The organism is Natrinema sp. DC36 (assembly GCF_020405225.1).
Taxonomy (GTDB): domain Archaea; phylum Halobacteriota; class Halobacteria; order Halobacteriales; family Natrialbaceae; genus Natrinema.
The window spans coordinates 3017087-3031294 of the sequence record NZ_CP084472.1 but is presented as its reverse complement, the minus strand read 5'-3'; the positions used below and the strand labels follow the sequence as shown (position 1 = coordinate 3031294).

Annotated in this window: 16 protein-coding genes; 6 read left to right on the top strand and 10 right to left on the bottom strand. The window is 67.9% G+C overall.

The genetic code is table 11. The features are described 5' to 3' along the window. Nucleotide 1 precedes the first annotated feature (1 nt). The 3 genes from LDH74_RS15670 (at nucleotide 2) to LDH74_RS15660 (ending at nucleotide 1388) form a co-directional block, all read left to right on the top strand. The gene (locus LDH74_RS15670) at nucleotides 2–274 is read left to right on the top strand and encodes an AbrB/MazE/SpoVT family DNA-binding domain-containing protein (protein WP_226039641.1); all 273 of its coding nucleotides are present in this window, start codon (nucleotides 2–4) and stop codon (nucleotides 272–274) included. Between the two features lie 67 nt (nucleotides 275–341). Then, nucleotides 342–929 (top strand): NUDIX hydrolase, encoded by a 588-nt coding sequence (locus LDH74_RS15665; RefSeq protein WP_226039640.1) that lies wholly within the window; start codon nucleotides 342–344, stop codon nucleotides 927–929. A gap of 93 nt (nucleotides 930–1022) precedes the next feature. Next, complete coding sequence (locus LDH74_RS15660) at nucleotides 1023–1388, top strand: rhodanese-like domain-containing protein (protein WP_226039639.1); 366 nt, start codon at nucleotides 1023–1025, stop codon at nucleotides 1386–1388. Between the two features lie 185 nt (nucleotides 1389–1573). Here the strand turns inward: LDH74_RS15660 and yciH are convergent, their stop codons facing one another. From yciH to LDH74_RS15630, 6 genes are all read right to left on the bottom strand, one after another. Continuing rightward, the gene (gene yciH / locus LDH74_RS15655) at nucleotides 1574–1867 is read right to left on the bottom strand and encodes a stress response translation initiation inhibitor YciH (RefSeq protein ID WP_226039638.1); all 294 of its coding nucleotides are present in this window, start codon (nucleotides 1865–1867) and stop codon (nucleotides 1574–1576) included. 158 nt (nucleotides 1868–2025) lie between these two features. Beyond that, the gene (locus LDH74_RS15650) at nucleotides 2026–4329 is read right to left on the bottom strand and encodes a DUF3488 and transglutaminase-like domain-containing protein (protein WP_226039637.1); all 2304 of its coding nucleotides are present in this window, start codon (nucleotides 4327–4329) and stop codon (nucleotides 2026–2028) included. Then, nucleotides 4326–5468, bottom strand: coding sequence for a DUF58 domain-containing protein (locus LDH74_RS15645; protein WP_226042539.1), 1143 nt, complete (start codon nucleotides 5466–5468; stop codon nucleotides 4326–4328). The genes LDH74_RS15650 and LDH74_RS15645 overlap by 4 nt, the downstream gene beginning before the upstream one ends. A 14-nt stretch (nucleotides 5469–5482) precedes the next feature. After that, nucleotides 5483–6463 (bottom strand): MoxR family ATPase, encoded by a 981-nt coding sequence (locus tag LDH74_RS15640; protein ID WP_226039636.1) that lies wholly within the window; start codon nucleotides 6461–6463, stop codon nucleotides 5483–5485. Nucleotides 6464–6727: 264 nt separating this feature from the next. Next, the gene (locus LDH74_RS15635) at nucleotides 6728–6922 is read right to left on the bottom strand and encodes a cold-shock protein (RefSeq protein WP_098725289.1); all 195 of its coding nucleotides are present in this window, start codon (nucleotides 6920–6922) and stop codon (nucleotides 6728–6730) included. A gap of 96 nt (nucleotides 6923–7018) precedes the next feature. Further along, nucleotides 7019–7402 (bottom strand): hypothetical protein, encoded by a 384-nt coding sequence (locus LDH74_RS15630; RefSeq protein WP_226039635.1) that lies wholly within the window; start codon nucleotides 7400–7402, stop codon nucleotides 7019–7021. Nucleotides 7403–7528: 126 nt separating this feature from the next. On the opposite strand from LDH74_RS15630, the gene LDH74_RS15625 reads away from it, so the two are divergent. Next, complete coding sequence (locus tag LDH74_RS15625) at nucleotides 7529–7732, top strand: hypothetical protein (RefSeq protein WP_226039634.1); 204 nt, start codon at nucleotides 7529–7531, stop codon at nucleotides 7730–7732. A gap of 17 nt (nucleotides 7733–7749) precedes the next feature. Here the strand turns inward: LDH74_RS15625 and LDH74_RS15620 are convergent, their stop codons facing one another. Together LDH74_RS15620 and LDH74_RS15615 are read right to left on the bottom strand one after the other, a co-directional pair. Beyond that, nucleotides 7750–8778, bottom strand: a complete 1029-nt coding sequence (locus LDH74_RS15620) for a 5,10-methylenetetrahydromethanopterin reductase (protein WP_226039633.1) — start codon at nucleotides 8776–8778, stop codon at nucleotides 7750–7752. Continuing rightward, complete coding sequence (locus LDH74_RS15615; RefSeq protein ID WP_226039632.1) at nucleotides 8775–9545, bottom strand: coenzyme F420-0:L-glutamate ligase; 771 nt, start codon at nucleotides 9543–9545, stop codon at nucleotides 8775–8777. Before LDH74_RS15615 ends, LDH74_RS15620 begins: the two co-directional genes overlap by 4 nt. A gap of 151 nt (nucleotides 9546–9696) precedes the next feature. Between LDH74_RS15615 and LDH74_RS15610 the strand changes: the two genes are divergently transcribed. Beyond that, entirely contained in the window at nucleotides 9697–10068 is a 372-nt protein-coding gene (locus LDH74_RS15610; protein ID WP_226039631.1) for a helix-turn-helix domain-containing protein, read from the top strand. Beyond that, nucleotides 10065–10211 (top strand): hypothetical protein, encoded by a 147-nt coding sequence (locus LDH74_RS15605; RefSeq protein ID WP_226039630.1) that lies wholly within the window; start codon nucleotides 10065–10067, stop codon nucleotides 10209–10211. The genes LDH74_RS15610 and LDH74_RS15605 overlap by 4 nt, the downstream gene beginning before the upstream one ends. Before the next feature lie 259 nt (nucleotides 10212–10470). Here LDH74_RS15605 and LDH74_RS15600 read toward each other — a convergent pair whose 3' ends face one another. Then, entirely contained in the window at nucleotides 10471–12123 is a 1653-nt protein-coding gene (locus LDH74_RS15600) for a hydantoinase B/oxoprolinase family protein (protein WP_226039629.1), read from the bottom strand. Next, nucleotides 12120–14201, bottom strand: a complete 2082-nt coding sequence (locus LDH74_RS15595) for a hydantoinase/oxoprolinase family protein (protein ID WP_226039628.1) — start codon at nucleotides 14199–14201, stop codon at nucleotides 12120–12122. Before LDH74_RS15595 ends, LDH74_RS15600 begins: the two co-directional genes overlap by 4 nt. Between the last annotated feature and the right edge of the window lie 7 nt (nucleotides 14202–14208).

Sequence of the window (14208 nt, the reverse complement as noted above, 5' to 3'; positions counted from 1 at the left end):
CATGACCGACGACGGAACGGACTGTCGACTCGATGAAAACGGAACGATAGCGCTCCCGAAGCGGATCAGGGGTCGAATAAATCTCGAGCCAGGCGACCGCGTTCGCGTCGATGTCGAGGACGGCCGAATCGTCCTCCGGCCTCGGTTGTCCCGATCGGCATTCGCGGACGCGATGCGGGGCTGTCTCACCGAGGAGTCGACGATCGAAGACGCACCATCGATCGATCCGACAAACCTGCGAGCCGACTGGCTGTCCGATTGCCTGGACGAGTAACTGTGTTCCGTCGCAGCCAGCGGAGCGACCAGCACCTATTATCCGCTCGAGCGCCCACGTGTCCACGATGCCTGTACCCGACGAGTGGGACCTGCTCGAGGAGCGAACCGAGTACGAGACGGGCTGGTACGACGGCGGCTACGATCTGCTCGAACAGCCCGACGGGAGCCGGAAGCGGTACTACTGGGCCGACCTCCCTCCCGCGGTCGTCGTGGTCGCGCGGATCGACGGGAGCGTCCTCGCGGACGCGGAGAGCGCTGGTGACGCTGGCGGCGACGAGGACCGCCTCCTGTTCGTCGAACAGTATCGACCTGCGATCCGCGAGACGCACCTCGAGCTCCCCGCGGGGATCGTCGAGGACGGCGAGTCCTACACGGGGGCGGCGACCCGAGAACTCGAGGAGGAGACCGGCTTTCGCCCCTCGAGCACCGCGCTCCTCCAAGAGTACGCGGTCGCGACCGGCGTTTTGCGCCACGACCGCGGCGTCGTCTACGCTGAGGGACTCGAGCCCGGCGAGCGAGAACTCGACAACAACGAGTTCCTCGAGGTGACGACGGTGCCGGTGAGCGAGGCGCTCGAACGCGCCCGCGAACAGCCGGCGAACGATTCGACGCTGTCGGCGCTGTTGCTCGCGGCGGAGGACGGCGTCCTGTAGCGCGATTGCGATTCGCCGACGCCATCTCCGACGGCTCGGCCGGACGCGACCGGAACCGTATTCTTATTCAGCTCGCGACCTAACGCGCCGGTAATGGACGGCGAAATCTCCACCGACGAGGTCAAGGAACTCCTCGAGGACGATGCGGACGTTCGCATCGTCGACATCCGCGACGAGCGGAACTTCAAACACAGCCACATTCCGGGCAGCGAGAACATTCCCTTTCACGAGCTCACGGACCGTGTGGACGAACTCGAAGACGACGATCACATCGTCACCGTCTGTCCGCACGGGAAGGCGAGCGTGCAGGCCGCACAGCTCATCGGTTCCTACGAGGGAACCGCCGATGCGCGCGTCGAGAGCATGGCGGGTGGACTCGACAAGTACGGCATGAAATTCGGGCTCGTTCGCGAGGAAGAACAGCGCGACGAACCGACCGACCGCGAATCGCCGTTCTGATCGGTTCGGTCACGGGGTCAGCGCACACTCCGTCTCCCACGGAGCCTCGCGTCGGATCCCCGTCGGTCAGTCGGCAGTTCGACGCAGCGATTCGGCGATTCGACTGGTCGATCGGCGTGAAAAAACGGATAAGAGTATTGCGATGCGGTCGTGGGTTCGGAAGTCGTCTCAGCGCATTGCGGGTATCAGGCGACGTTGAAGCCCCGGTCCCGAAGGAACTCTTCGATGCGACCGGTGTGGTTGCCTTGGAGTTCGATGTGGTCGTCCTCGACGGTGCCGCCACAGGCGAACTTCGATTTGAGATCCGACGAGAGACTGTCCAGATCGACGTCCTTCGGATCGAATCCTTCGACGATCGTTACCTCTTTCCCGTATCTGCGCTCGTCAATGCGGATGGTGAGTTGCTGTTGTCCCTTGGCCACGTCCTCACAGACGCAGAGTTCCTCGGGCAGCCCGCACGTCGAGCAGACTTCCGACATTACGTTCGTAGCTATGAAACGGGCATATTAAACACTATCGGGACCCGCATGCTTTCGCGCGGTTCTTTTTGAGTAGGCGAGGGAGTTATCCGCGACTGGCCGCCGGTAAACAACTCAGTTCCCGTTCGATCGCGGTGACGTTCGGATTGGCCCCTGTCTTATCGGAGTCGACCGACTACTGGAAGGGACTCTCGAGCGATATCGTCGACGATCTCGATCGCTTCGTCGGCGTCCGCTCGGCTGATACCGCCGCCGTAGGTCGCTCGCTCGTAGTAGTCGACGACCAGTTCGGTCCGCGGGTCGATCGGCTCCGCGTCGGCCGCGTCGTCCGTCGCTGCCGACAGTGCCGCCAGGTACGCTCGAGCCGATTCCGACCGCCGCCGCGGCCGATACTGGCGTGCGAGTAGCCGCTCGAGCCGGGCGAATGCGCGTTCGGCGTCTCGATCGGGGTCGCGACGGCGGCCGTGCCAGTAGACCCCGAGTTCGCGACGAGCGCGCGTCGTCGCGTCGATCCGGCGCACGCCCGCGGCGAGTCCGAGGAAGAGGACGAACCCGAGCGCCGCCGTTTCGCGCGTGACCGTGACGAGCGGCTCGGCGTCGTTCGACTCGGTGCCCTCGGTGCGGTCGGACGGGCTCTCGTTCGTTCCGTTGACCGGCTCGTTCGGCGAACCGTTCGGCTCGCTCGGTTCGTTGGGGTCGCCCGGAGTGCCTGGATCGTTCGGGTCGTCGGGGTCGGGTTCGGACGGATCGCTCGAGTCGTCATCGGGATCGTCGGACGAATCGTCGCGAGCCGGAACGTGGGCGCTTTCCTCGGTGTCCGCGTCCTCGTTGCCGTTTTCGCGGGCCTCCTCGAGCCGGTCGGTGTGGACGTCGTTGCGGCCGTCCCCTGGCGTCGGATCAAATTGGACCCAGCCGTGGTCGGGGAAGTAGACCTCGACCCAGGCGTGGGCGTCGAGCCCGCGGACCACGTATCTATCGTCGTCGACCTGCTGGCCGCTCGTGTAGCCGGTGACGTAGCGGGCCGGGACGCCCTCCTCGCGGAGCATCTGCGCCATCGTCGTCGCGAAGTAGACGCAGTAGCCCTCGTCCATCTCGAGCAGGAACTCCTCGGCGGCGTTTCCGGGGGGCTTGGAGACCTCCAGCGAGTACTCCTTCGAGGACTCGAGGTGGCGCTCGATCGCGACCGCGGTCTCGTACGGATTGGCGGCGTCGGCCGTGATCTCGGCGGTGCGCTCCCGGAACTCGCTCGAGGTACCTTCGGGCGTCTGCAGGTGGTGGTCGGTGACGTCGTCGGGATAGTTCGTCCCGGCGGCCCGGAGCGCGGACGGACTGGGGTCGACGATCGCGCTCTCGACCCTGTAGCTGTCACCCGCCTCGAGCGGCGTTTCGGGGCGCGGCTGGCCGTGGGTGGAAACGCTCGTCCGCCGCGTCACGTCGCCGCCGAGCGAGATCGGCTGTGGGGCGACGGGCATGATCCCCAGTTTCGTCTCGGCGGTGATGGTCTGTTCGACCCGGTCGTAGTTGCCCGGCGGCGATCCGATCCGTCCGTCGTACCGGTTGCTCTGCCCGGTCCGGATCCACTCGTCGCCGGTGAAGCGATCGTAGACGCCCGTGCGCCAGTACGACTGTCGGTCGGACTCGACCGTAAACCGCACTTCCGGTGAGAGATCGACCTGTCCGGAGATTCCCGACCGCTGGGGCGCGGTATCGAGCGTCGCCTCGAGCGTGCCGGGTTCGCCCTGGACGAGGTGGGTCGGCCCGGACGGCTGGCCGGGGACGATCGTGACCGTCATCGAGAGGACGACGATCAGCGCGAACAGGGCCGCGAGCAGGTCCGCCTGCCGGATCGAGCCGCCCCGTTTCTCGAGTTCGCCGGCGGCGACGGCGCCGATGGCGGCGAGGGTGCCGGCCAGGGTGGTGAGCGTGCCCGCGTCGCCGGTCAACACGAGAAAGCCCAGCGCGGCCCCGCCGGGGATGACGCCGAGCGCGTACCGGCCTCGAAGGGCGAGATACCACGAGAGGAAGACGGGAGCGGGCGCGAATCCCAGCGTCCAGACGCCCGCCTGCAGCATCCGGAGGAGGGGGAGACCGGTCGCGAGCGCGACGGTATCGGAGACGAGTGCGTCGGTGGCCGTAAAGACGACGCCGGGATCGACGCCGGCCGACGTGAGGTAGTAGCTGAAGCCGATTCCGGTCGCTGCCAGCGCGAGGACCGCCGCGGTCAGCGGCCGGATCAGCCGCGCGAGTACCGTCGCCGCGACGAGCATCGCCGCGACGAGCGCGAACAGTGTCTGACTGCCGCCGACGACCTGCGTTATTCCGTAGAGGACGCTCACGTACGACGCCGTTAGAGCAAGCACGCAGCCCAGGGCGACGGGCCGGACGATGTCGGAGTCGACGGATCGGTCCGTATCGAGCGATATCGTCCGATCGCCGACGCGTCCGGACGAGTCCGTACTCATGGACTCACCTCCGATCGTCCGCCGTCGTCGCGTTCGCGTCGACTGTCGTAATCGCCCTGGCCGCGTTGCGCGTTGTGATCCCCCCCGCCGCGTCGCTCGTCGTGATCGCCATCGCCGCTTCCCTCTCCTCGCCCTCGATCTCGACCGCGGAGCCGGTCGAAGGGGATCTCGCGGTCGTCGACGACGATCGTCGTCCCGTCGGCGTCGGTTCGAACCAGCACGTCGGCGTCCCGCCGCGTCCGGTCGTCGAGTTCGCCGGGCCCGGCGACGGCCAGCAGTCCCAGCAGTTCGCGGTGGTGTTCTCGGCCGTCTCCCGGCTGCTGCGTCTCGTCGGGAAGGCTGAGCCCGACCGGCGCGCCTCGCTCGAGGAGAACGGTGACAACGCTTGCGGTGGCCGCCGCCCACTCATCGTCGCGATCGGCGAGCTCGTCGAATCGACGCGAACGGCACTCCGCGGCGACCGTGACGGCTCCGACCGCCTCGTCGTCAGCGTACTCCGCGACGACCAGTTCGTCGTCGGGGCGCTTGGCGGCGGTCTTCCAGTGGACGTCGCGGAGCGGATCCCCGCGTTGGTACTCTCGAAGGTGATCGAACTCCTCGCGGTCGCGCCGATCGGCGACGCCGGTGAGGGCTCGAAGGTCGGCGGCCGGGCCGTTGCCCAGCTCGTGAACGTACGGATAGACGAGCACGGGCGTCATTTCCTCGTACTCGAATCGGCGCTCGACGAGGCCGACGACGTCGCTGACGACGATCGACAGTGGACCGACCCGGTGACGGCCCCGCGCCTCGAGTCGCACGTCGTAGGTAACCGTTTCATCGCCCTCGAGAGTCGTCTCGGCGACGGGTTCCGCGGTCGACGAGAGGCCGTCACCGACGGTGTCGCGGACAGTTGCGGCGATCGCGCCGTCGGTCTCGATCGCGATCTCGACCCGTCGCTGCTCGCCGATGAACCCCTCACTGACGGGCTGCCGGTCGACGCGCGGTCGGTCGGTTCGGGCGGTCGTGACGAGGCCGGCGAGCAGGACGACGACCAGCGGGACGACGATCGCGTTCAACGCACGGGGGCCGAACCCCCAGCTCAGCGCGACGGCAACGAGCACGGCCACGACGACGGTCCAGCCGCGGTGCGTCAGCCGCAGTCGAGGTGGGGCCCTCATTCGACGGGAACGCGCTCGAGTGCGTCCTCGACGACCGCGTCGCCGGTGCGGTCGCGACCGTCCGTCTTGATCCGGTGGCTCATGACGACGGGGGCCTCGGCCTGCACGTCGTCGGGAGTCACGTACTCCCGGCCGTTCGTGACGGCGCGGGCCTGTGCCGCCCGGAGCAACGAGATCGTCCCGCGGGGACTGACGCCGATGTGCGCGTGCTCGCGGGTGTACGCCGCGAGCCGCGTCACGTACGCTCGAACCGGCTCCGCGACTTGCACCGTCGAGACGGTTTCGCGGGCGGCGACGAGCGTCTCGCGGTCGGTCACCGGCTCGAGCGACTCGATGGGATGGTCGCCGACGGTCCGGCCGAGCAGTTCCGCCTCCTCCTCGGGCTCCGGATAACCGAGGTGGAGCTTCTTCATGAACCGGTCGAGTTCGGCGAAGGGCAGATCGTAGGTACGATTCGGTTCGACGGCGTTCTGGGTCGCGATCACGGTAAACGGCGTCGGCAGCTCGCGCGTCCGGCCGTCGGTGGTGACCTGCCCCTCCTCCATGGCCTCGAGCAGCGCGGCCTGCGTCTTGGGCGGTGCGCGGTTGATCTCGTCGCCGAGGACGATGTTTCCGAAGACGGGGCCGGACTGGAACTCGAATTCGCGTGTCTGCTGGTTGAAGATGTTCACACCGGTGACGTCGGTGGGGAGGAGATCCGGCGTGAACTGGACGCGACTGAACGTGCAGTCGACGGATTTGGCGATCGAGCGCGCCAGCATGGTCTTGCCGACGCCGGGAACGTCGTCGAGCAGGACGTGTCCGCGCCCGAGGACGGCGGTAACGACGTGCTCGATGACATCGTCGTGGCCGACGATTACGCGCGAAACGTTCGTCTCGATGGCGGCACACAGTCGTTCGACCGTCGAAATTCGGAGGGTGTCGCCGTCGGCCGTCAACTCGGTGCCTGCGTCTACTGTCGGGTTTGCATCAGTCATACTGTCGAAGTGTCTGCGGGGACCCGGCCGACCCGGTCATTACGACGACATCCGTTGCTCCGGAACATATGCTTTGTGTCACATGAACTACCAGTTATGTGAGAAGACGCCGCCGCTGTCGTCCCTGTCGTAACGCTCCGCTCGGGACGAGCGCGATCCTCGAGTGAGTCGCGAACGATCTCACACGAGACTCGTTCCACTCACACCCGAGAGCCGTCGCTACCCGAGTAGCAATCAGAAAACGATACCACTCGACGGAACAGCTTAGACTCGCTCGAGGTTCGTCGCGCGTGGCCCTTTTTCGGCCTCCTCGATATCGAACTCGACCTCCTGCCCCTCTTCGAGGTCCGGGCCGCCGACGTCTTCCATGTGGAAGAACACGTCGTCGTCCGCGTCGTCAGTTTCGATGAATCCGTAGCCGCCTGTGTCGTTGAAGAAGTCGACCGTACCTTTCGCCATTGCATCTCAATAGAACCGCGACGAAGATATAAATCTTCGGGAGCACATTCGCAGGCACCCCTCGAGAAGTCCGCTATTACCCCGGCCAGTCATTCGTTACCACTCCTTGCAGTCGGGACAGACCAGATCGCCGTTCGAACGCCAGACGCGGTCGGTCGCGCCGTCGCACCGACTACAGTCGAACTCGCCCCAGGCGTACGTGGAGAGTCCGGGATCGCCAGTGGGGTCGTCCGCGCCCGCTGACGGTCTGTTGGAGTCGTCCGCGCCCGCTGACGGAGCGTCGGAGTCGACACTCGATGCTGGTTCGGCGTCGACTTTCGGCGTGGGGTCGGCAGTAGTTTCCGGCGTTGGCTCGTCGTCGGTTCCCGCTGTCGAGTTGCTGTTGCCGTCGCTGTCGCCGTCTCCGTCGGTACTCGAGTCGGCGTCCGGTTCGTCGGTAGCGGCGGACGCGAAATCCGAGAGCGTCGCGTCGTCGGTCACGGACGGGAGTACGAGCGCCGGCGGCTTAATCGCTCGCCTCCGCTCCCGAGGACGACGTACAGCGACCGGCGTTGAACGGGGAACGGGACCGGTACGGCCAAGTAGCACGGGTCACAACGCCAGAATATGGACACCGTCACACCGCTGAACGTCGCGAACCGCGTCGTGGACGATCTCTTCGAGATGACCGAACTCTTCACTGACGTCGCGATGGGCGCGGGACTCGCACCGCTGCTCGTCCTGATTGGCGCGCTCCTCGTCGCCGTCTCGATGGGCGTTTTCGGCGTCCTCACCCTCGGTGCGGTCGGCAACCTCTTCACCGCGAACTGACCGCGACGACTGACTTTTCACTCGCGTTGCATCTCGTTCGCCCGAGCGAGCGCCTCGCTCGCCCGATCGATCGCGTCCTCGAGATCCGGACCCAGCGGCGAGCCGACGACGATCCCGTCGACGTGCTCGAGCGCCGCGGCGAACCGGTCCGCGACCGTATCAGTCGTTCCCGCGATACAGAACGCGTCGATCATTGCCGGGGTAACGCGATCGAAGGCCTCGGGAAGCGCTCCCCGCTCGAGCGCCTCGCTCACCGCGGTCGCGGCGTCGCGGTCGATATCGTGACGCTCGAGGACCGGCTCGGCGGCCCCGCCGACGATGAAGGCGACGGGCGGCCGGGCGGCCTCGCGCGCCGCGGCTTCGTCGCCGGCGACGCTGACGCTCGCGAACGCGAGCGACTCGAACTCGCCGCGCTCGTCCGGTCGTTCCTCACTCCCCCGCTCGAGCTGGCCCGCCGCCCACTCGAGGTCCCGCGGGTGGGCGGCGTTGACCAGCACGCCGTCGGCGTGTTTCGCGCTCATCCGAAGCATGTGCGGGCCCTGCGCGCCGACGTAGACCGGAATCTCCTCGGACGGCGGCTCGAGGTTGAGCGACGCGTCCCGCGCGGTGAACGTTCCCTCGTGGGTGACCGTCCGGCCGTCCCAGAGCTCTCGAGCGAGATCGAACGTCTCGAGGACGCGCCGGAGCGGGCTGTCGCGCTCGAGACCGAGGTTCGACAGGGAGGAGCGGTCGCCCGCGCCGACGCCGAAGACGCCTCTGCCGTCGCTGATCTCGTCGATCGTCGCCGTCTGCGCGGCCAGTTTCACGGGGTGCGTTTCGTACGGATTGACGACGCCCGGCCCGAGCCGGATCTCGTCGGTGGCGTCGGCCATCCGGGAGAGCACCACGAACGGATCGCGATTGAAGTAGTGGCTGCTCGCGAACGCGATGTCGAACCCCTCGTCCTCCGCGAGCGCGGCCAGGTCGGCCACTCGTTCGGGCGGGTGTTCGGGCGTGAGCTCGATGCCCCAGGTCGGATCGTTGCTCGAGTCGGTGTTCTCACTCATTCACTGAACCTCCACTCTCGAAGCGACTGACGAACGAAGTCGCTCTCGACGGATCGAAAGAGCTCGTCGCTCCCCTCGTGCTCGCCGAACTCCCAGCCCCGGACGACGACGGCGGGCGTCCCGCCTGCTCCCTCGCCAGTAATGAGGTTCGCGGCGGCGGCGAGTTCGTCGACGACCGACTGGACGGTGACGCCGAGTTCGTGGCCGTCCCGGTCGAGTTCGCCCCGCCAGTCCCTGCTCGCGGGCATCCCGGCCCAGCCGAGCGCGACGCCGCGCTGGCCGTGTCGGAACGGCCGGCCGCAGGTGTCCGTGACGACCACCGCGACGTCCTCGAGGCCCCGCCGCTCGAGCCCCGCTCGAATCCGCTCGGCGCTCTCGGTCGGTCGCTTCGGCAGGAGTAACAGGTCGTGATCCGGCACGTTCGAGCGGTCGATCCCCGCGTTGACGCAGATGTGGCCGAACCTGGTCTCGGTCAGCAGAAAGGGAGCGTCGATCAGCAGTTCCGTGCTCTCCTCGAGGACCGCCTGCGCGAATCGCGGGTCCTTCTCCTCGTCGGCCAACTCCGCGATCCGGTCGGCGATCTCCCGCGCCCGGCCGCTGACCGGGTAGTCCTCGAGATTCGCCGTCCGGCCCTCCGCCTTCGAGACGACCGTGCTGGCGACGGTGAGCACGTCGCCGGGCTCGAGGGCGGCCCGATCCGCGACGAGTTCGGCGATGTCGTCGCCGGAGCGGATCTCGGGCAGGTCCGCCACGCCGTTGAGTTCCATACCGGAGGGTGGGCGAGCGGCGCTAAAAACGCACCGTCACCGGAGAATGGAGCCACCGACGGCCGATTCGTCCCGATCACCGAGCAACGAATCGAGACAAAGGGTACAAACGAGGAAAACAAACATATCTTCCAAACACGAAAACGTAGATATGCCGATCGATATCGACACGTTCGAACGGGAAACGGAGTTCGAAGGGGACCGGACTCAGGCGGAGCAAGTACTCTTCTTTCTCGTTTCGAATGAGGATAAAGCGTTCAGGCGACGGGAAATCGCCGATTCGACGGGTATCGATCCGAACGTCGTCAGCGCGGTACTGAGCCGATTGAAGGAGAGAGATCTGGTGCGACACAAGCCACCGTACTGGGCCGCCGGTGATCCGGAACGCGTTCGGTCCGCCATCGACCTGCGTCGCAGCCTCGATACGCTCAACGAGCAACTCGGCACGGAAGATATGGACGCGTGGCGTGACGCCGGCGCTGACGAGCAGCATCCGAGCCAACGGGGGACGGACGGCGAATGAAGTACGAACGCGGCGACGTCGTCGAGGCCGGTGATCCGTTCAACGAGGAGAAACCGAGTCGCCCGTTCGTGATCGTCAGCACCACTGCCCATCCGTTCGACGGAGAACAGTACATCGCAGTCACGTTGACGACGCGAACGTGATACGACGAGACGATTCCGCTCGGCGAGGACGACTTTCTCGATGGCGGGCTCCCGAAACGGAGCTCCCTCGTCCCCTGGGGTGTCGTCTCGCTGTCTCACGCCGATATTCTCGACTGGTTCGGCCGAGTGGAACAGACACCGCTAGACGAAACGGTCGACAGACTCGTCGGCTATCTACGAGAGTAACCGTCTCTCGAGAACGATCGATTGGTCCTCAGTCGTCCCCCAAAAGCCGCCTGATAGTACTGTTCTCGAGCGCCTACTCTTCTCGCTCGTCCGGCTCCCCGTGCCCGCCGCCGCCGGGGGTCCGCACGGTGACGGTCGTCCCGGCGTCGACGTCGACGGTCGTCTTCGCGGGAACCGCCTCGCCGTCGATCAGGTTCTCGCCGGTCGCGCCGTCCTCGCCGCCGTCGACCCCCTTCGGCGCGTGGCGTCGGCGCTCGGTCAGCAGCGACACCGTCGCGTCGGTCTCGACGGTGACCGACCGCTCGAGTCCTTCCCCACCTCGATATCGCCCGCGACCGCCGCTGCCCTCCCGGAGCGCGTAGCGCTCGACCCGCAGCGGGTACTCGGTCTCGAGGGCCTCGACGGGCGTGTTGAGCGTGTTCGTCATGCCGACCTGGACGCCGTCCATCCCGTCGCGGTCCGGACGCGCGCCGAAGCCGCCGCCGATCGTCTCGTAGTAGGTGACGGAGCCGTCCCGCGCGCCGATGGTGAGGTTGTTCATGGTGCCCTGCCCTTGCGCCGGCACGCGGTCGGGTGCGGCCCGCGCGAGCGCGGTGAAGACGGTGTCGGTGACCCGCTGGCTGGTCTCGACGTTGCCGCCGACGACCGCCGCGGGCGGCTCGGGGTCGAGCAGCGATCCTTCGGGCGCGCTGATCTCGACCGGTTCGTAGCAGCCGTGGTTCGGCGGAATTTCGGGGTCGGTGAGACAGCGCACGACGAAGTAGACGGCGCTCTTCGCGACCGCGAGCGGCGCGTTCAGGTTCCCCGCGAGCTGGTCGTCGGTCCCCGAGAAGTCCACGTCGATGCGCTCGCCGTCGATCGTCACCGCGACGCTGATCTCGATATCCTCGTCGGTCACGCCGTCGCCCTCGAGCACGTCGGTCGCCTCGTAGGTGCCGTCGGGGAGCGCCGCGATCTCGCGCTCGACGCGCTCGCGGGAGTAGTCGATCACGGCGTCGAACCCCTCGAGGACGGTCTCTCGGCCGTGCTCGTCGAACAGCGACTCGAGCCGGGCCTCGGCGCGTTCGTTGGCCGCCCGCTGCGCCCGGAGGTCGGCGCGGCGCTCGCGGGGGTTGCGCACGTTCGCGAGGACGAGCGAGCGGATCTCCTCCCTGACTCGTCCGCCCGCGACGAGCCGGGTCGGCGGGAGCCGGAGTCCCTCCTGGTAGATCTCCCGCGAGTCGGCCGGCATGCTGCCGGGGGTCATCCCGCCCACGTCGGCGTGGTGGGCGCGCGAGACGGCGTAGCCGACGATATCGTCGCCGATTCGGCCCTCAGTATCGCCGTCGAGAGCACGCTTGTCGTCCGCGCCGCTCCCGTCACGGCCGGGCGCGAGCGGCGAGACCATCGTCACGTCCGGCAGGTGCGTCCCGCCGGTGAAGGGGTCGTTGAGCACGAACACGTCGCCCGGATTCGGGTCGCGCTCCCGGACGGCCGCGACGGCCGCCGGCATCGCGCCGAGGTGGACCGGGATGTGTTCGGCCTGCGCGATCAGCCGCCCGTCGGCGTCGAACAGCGCCGTCGAGCAGTCCCGACGTTCCTTGATGTTCGGCGAGTACGCCCCCCGGATCAGGGTCTGTCCCATCCCTTCGGCGACGCTCTCGAGCTGGTTGCGGACCACCTCGAGGGTGACCGGATCGATGCTCTCGTCGCTTCCGTCGTCCGAGTCGTCGGTATTCACGGTCATTGGTGTCCCTCCGCCGTGTCGCTCGCTCGAGTCAGTACCAGGGTGCCGTCAGCGAGCACGTCGCCGGTCCACGCGGGCGGGATGACGGTCGTGCTCTCGGCCTGTTCGAGGATCGCCGGTCCGGACACCGTCGCGCCGGGTGCGAGCCGATCCCGATCGAAGACGGTCGCCGACCGCGCGCCGTCGGCGAAGTGCACTCGCCGGGTGCCGATGATGTCGTCGCCCGCGCCGTCGTACCGGACGGTCGGCTCCGAGCCGGGAACCGTCGCCGTCGCGCGGAGGGTAACGATCTCGATCGAGTCGTCCATCGCGTAGCCGTAGGCCCGCTCGTGAGCGTCGTGGAAGCGTTCCGCAACCTCGTCCGCGTCGAACTCGTCGTCGACGGCTACTGTCAGCTCGAAGCTCTGGCCCGCGTACCGGCAGTCGGCGGCGCGCTCGACCCGCGCCGCGTCCGGATCGGACGCGTCCGCGAGGACGTCCGCCACGAGGTCGTCGTAGACGCCCTCGAGATCGGCCGGATCGGCCGCCCGGAGGTCCGCTCCGACGGTCCGAGCCGCGTCGTAGCTCTCGTCGGCCGCGAGGAGGCCGAAGGCCGACAGGACCCCGCTCGGTCGCGGGACGACGACCCGGTCGACGGACAGCGAGTCCGCCAGCGCCGCGGCGTGCATCGGGCCCGCGCCGCCGAAGGCCACGAGTGCGAACTCGCGTGGGTCGTGCCCGCGCTCGACGGTGACGGACCGGATCGTCCGCGTCATCGTCGCGTTCGCCACGCGGTAGACCCCGCGAGCGGCCTCGAGCGCGTCCTCGAGGCCGGCCTCGTCCGCCAGTCCCTCGAGTGCGTCGCGGGCGGCGTCGACGTCGAGCGTCAGTTCCCCGCCCAGCGCGGTGTCGGGGCCGATGTAGCCGAGCACGACGGCGGCGTCGGTGACGGTCGGCTCGGTCCCCCCGCGACCGTAGCAGGCGGGACCGGGCTGGGCGCCCGCAGAGCGCGGGCCGACCCGGAGCGCGCCGCCGGGATCGACCCAGGCGACGGAGCTACCGCCCGCGCCGACGGTGTTCACGTCGACCATCGGCGTCCGGATCGGTATTCCGTCCACCTCGGCGTCGGTCGTCCGCTCCGCTCGCCCGTCCCGGACGAGACTCACGTCGCTCGAGGTGCCGCCCATGTCGAAGGTGACGAGCCCCTCGACGTCGGCGTCGTCGACGGTCGCCGCAGCGCCGACGACGCCGGCGGCCGGCCCCGAGAGCGTCGTCGTCACGGCGTGCTCGCGAACCGTTTCGGGGTCTGCGATACCGCCGTTGGCCTGCATGATCCACGGTGCCGGGATCCCCGCCGCGTCGGCTTCCTCGACCAGCCGGCCGACGTAGCCGTCGATGGCCGGTCGGAGGTAGGCGTCGACGGCCGTCGTGGACGTCCGCTCGAACTCGCGGAACTCGGCGAGCACCTCGTGGGACGCGGATATCGGCACCGCGAGCTCCTCGCGCAGCGTCTCGGCGACGGCTCGCTCGTTATCCGGATCGGCGTACGCGTGCAGCAGGCAGACAGCGACCGCTTCGACATCGCGCTCGCGCAGGGTTGCTGCGATGTCGCGGACCGCGTCGGCGTCGACCGACCGCTCGACTCCCTCGGTCGTCGTCCGTTCGTCGACTTCGAACCGCAGTTCGCGAGGGACCAGCGGGTCGGGCTTCTCGGCCTCGAGGTCGTAGAGATCGGGTCGGTCCTGGCGGCCGATCTCGAGGACGTCGCGAAAGCCCTCGGTCGTCACGAGCGCCGTCTTCGCGCCGTCGCGCTCGAGCAGGGCGTTGACGGAGACGGTCATCGCGTGCGCGAAGCCGTCGATCTCGCTCGGCGCGATCCCGGCGCGGTCGCAGGCCTTGTCGATTCCCTCGAGGACGCCGACGTGCTGGTCGTCGGTCGTCGGCACTTTCGCGGTGACGAGCCGGTCGTCGACGGAGAGCGCCACGTCGGTGAACGTGCCGCCGACGTCGACACCGATGCGCGTGTTACCGTCCCCCGTCGATTCGTTGGTATCCATCGATGCGTCCGCGTTCGAGTCGTGTGCGTTTGAATCTGTCATTCGATCC

Coding starts and splice junctions, on each gene's coding strand:
- LDH74_RS15600 (WP_226039629.1), bottom strand. CDS start 12,123: ATGACCGTGAATACCGACGACTCGGACGACGGAAGCGACGAGAGCATC.
- LDH74_RS15640 (WP_226039636.1), bottom strand. CDS start 6,463: ATGACTGATGCAAACCCGACAGTAGACGCAGGCACCGAGTTGACGGCC.
- LDH74_RS15605 (WP_226039630.1), top strand. CDS start 10,065: ATGAAGTACGAACGCGGCGACGTCGTCGAGGCCGGTGATCCGTTCAAC.
- LDH74_RS15615 (WP_226039632.1), bottom strand. CDS start 9,545: ATGGAACTCAACGGCGTGGCGGACCTGCCCGAGATCCGCTCCGGCGAC.
- LDH74_RS15625 (WP_226039634.1), top strand. CDS start 7,529: ATGGACACCGTCACACCGCTGAACGTCGCGAACCGCGTCGTGGACGAT.
- LDH74_RS15670 (WP_226039641.1), top strand. CDS start 2: ATGACCGACGACGGAACGGACTGTCGACTCGATGAAAACGGAACGATA.
- LDH74_RS15635 (WP_098725289.1), bottom strand. CDS start 6,922: ATGGCGAAAGGTACGGTCGACTTCTTCAACGACACAGGCGGCTACGGA.
- LDH74_RS15595 (WP_226039628.1), bottom strand. CDS start 14,201: ATGACAGATTCAAACGCACACGACTCGAACGCGGACGCATCGATGGAT.
- LDH74_RS15665 (WP_226039640.1), top strand. CDS start 342: ATGCCTGTACCCGACGAGTGGGACCTGCTCGAGGAGCGAACCGAGTAC.
- LDH74_RS15620 (WP_226039633.1), bottom strand. CDS start 8,778: ATGAGTGAGAACACCGACTCGAGCAACGATCCGACCTGGGGCATCGAG.
- LDH74_RS15610 (WP_226039631.1), top strand. CDS start 9,697: ATGCCGATCGATATCGACACGTTCGAACGGGAAACGGAGTTCGAAGGG.
- LDH74_RS15650 (WP_226039637.1), bottom strand. CDS start 4,329: ATGAGTACGGACTCGTCCGGACGCGTCGGCGATCGGACGATATCGCTC.
- yciH (WP_226039638.1), bottom strand. CDS start 1,867: ATGTCGGAAGTCTGCTCGACGTGCGGGCTGCCCGAGGAACTCTGCGTC.
- LDH74_RS15660 (WP_226039639.1), top strand. CDS start 1,023: ATGGACGGCGAAATCTCCACCGACGAGGTCAAGGAACTCCTCGAGGAC.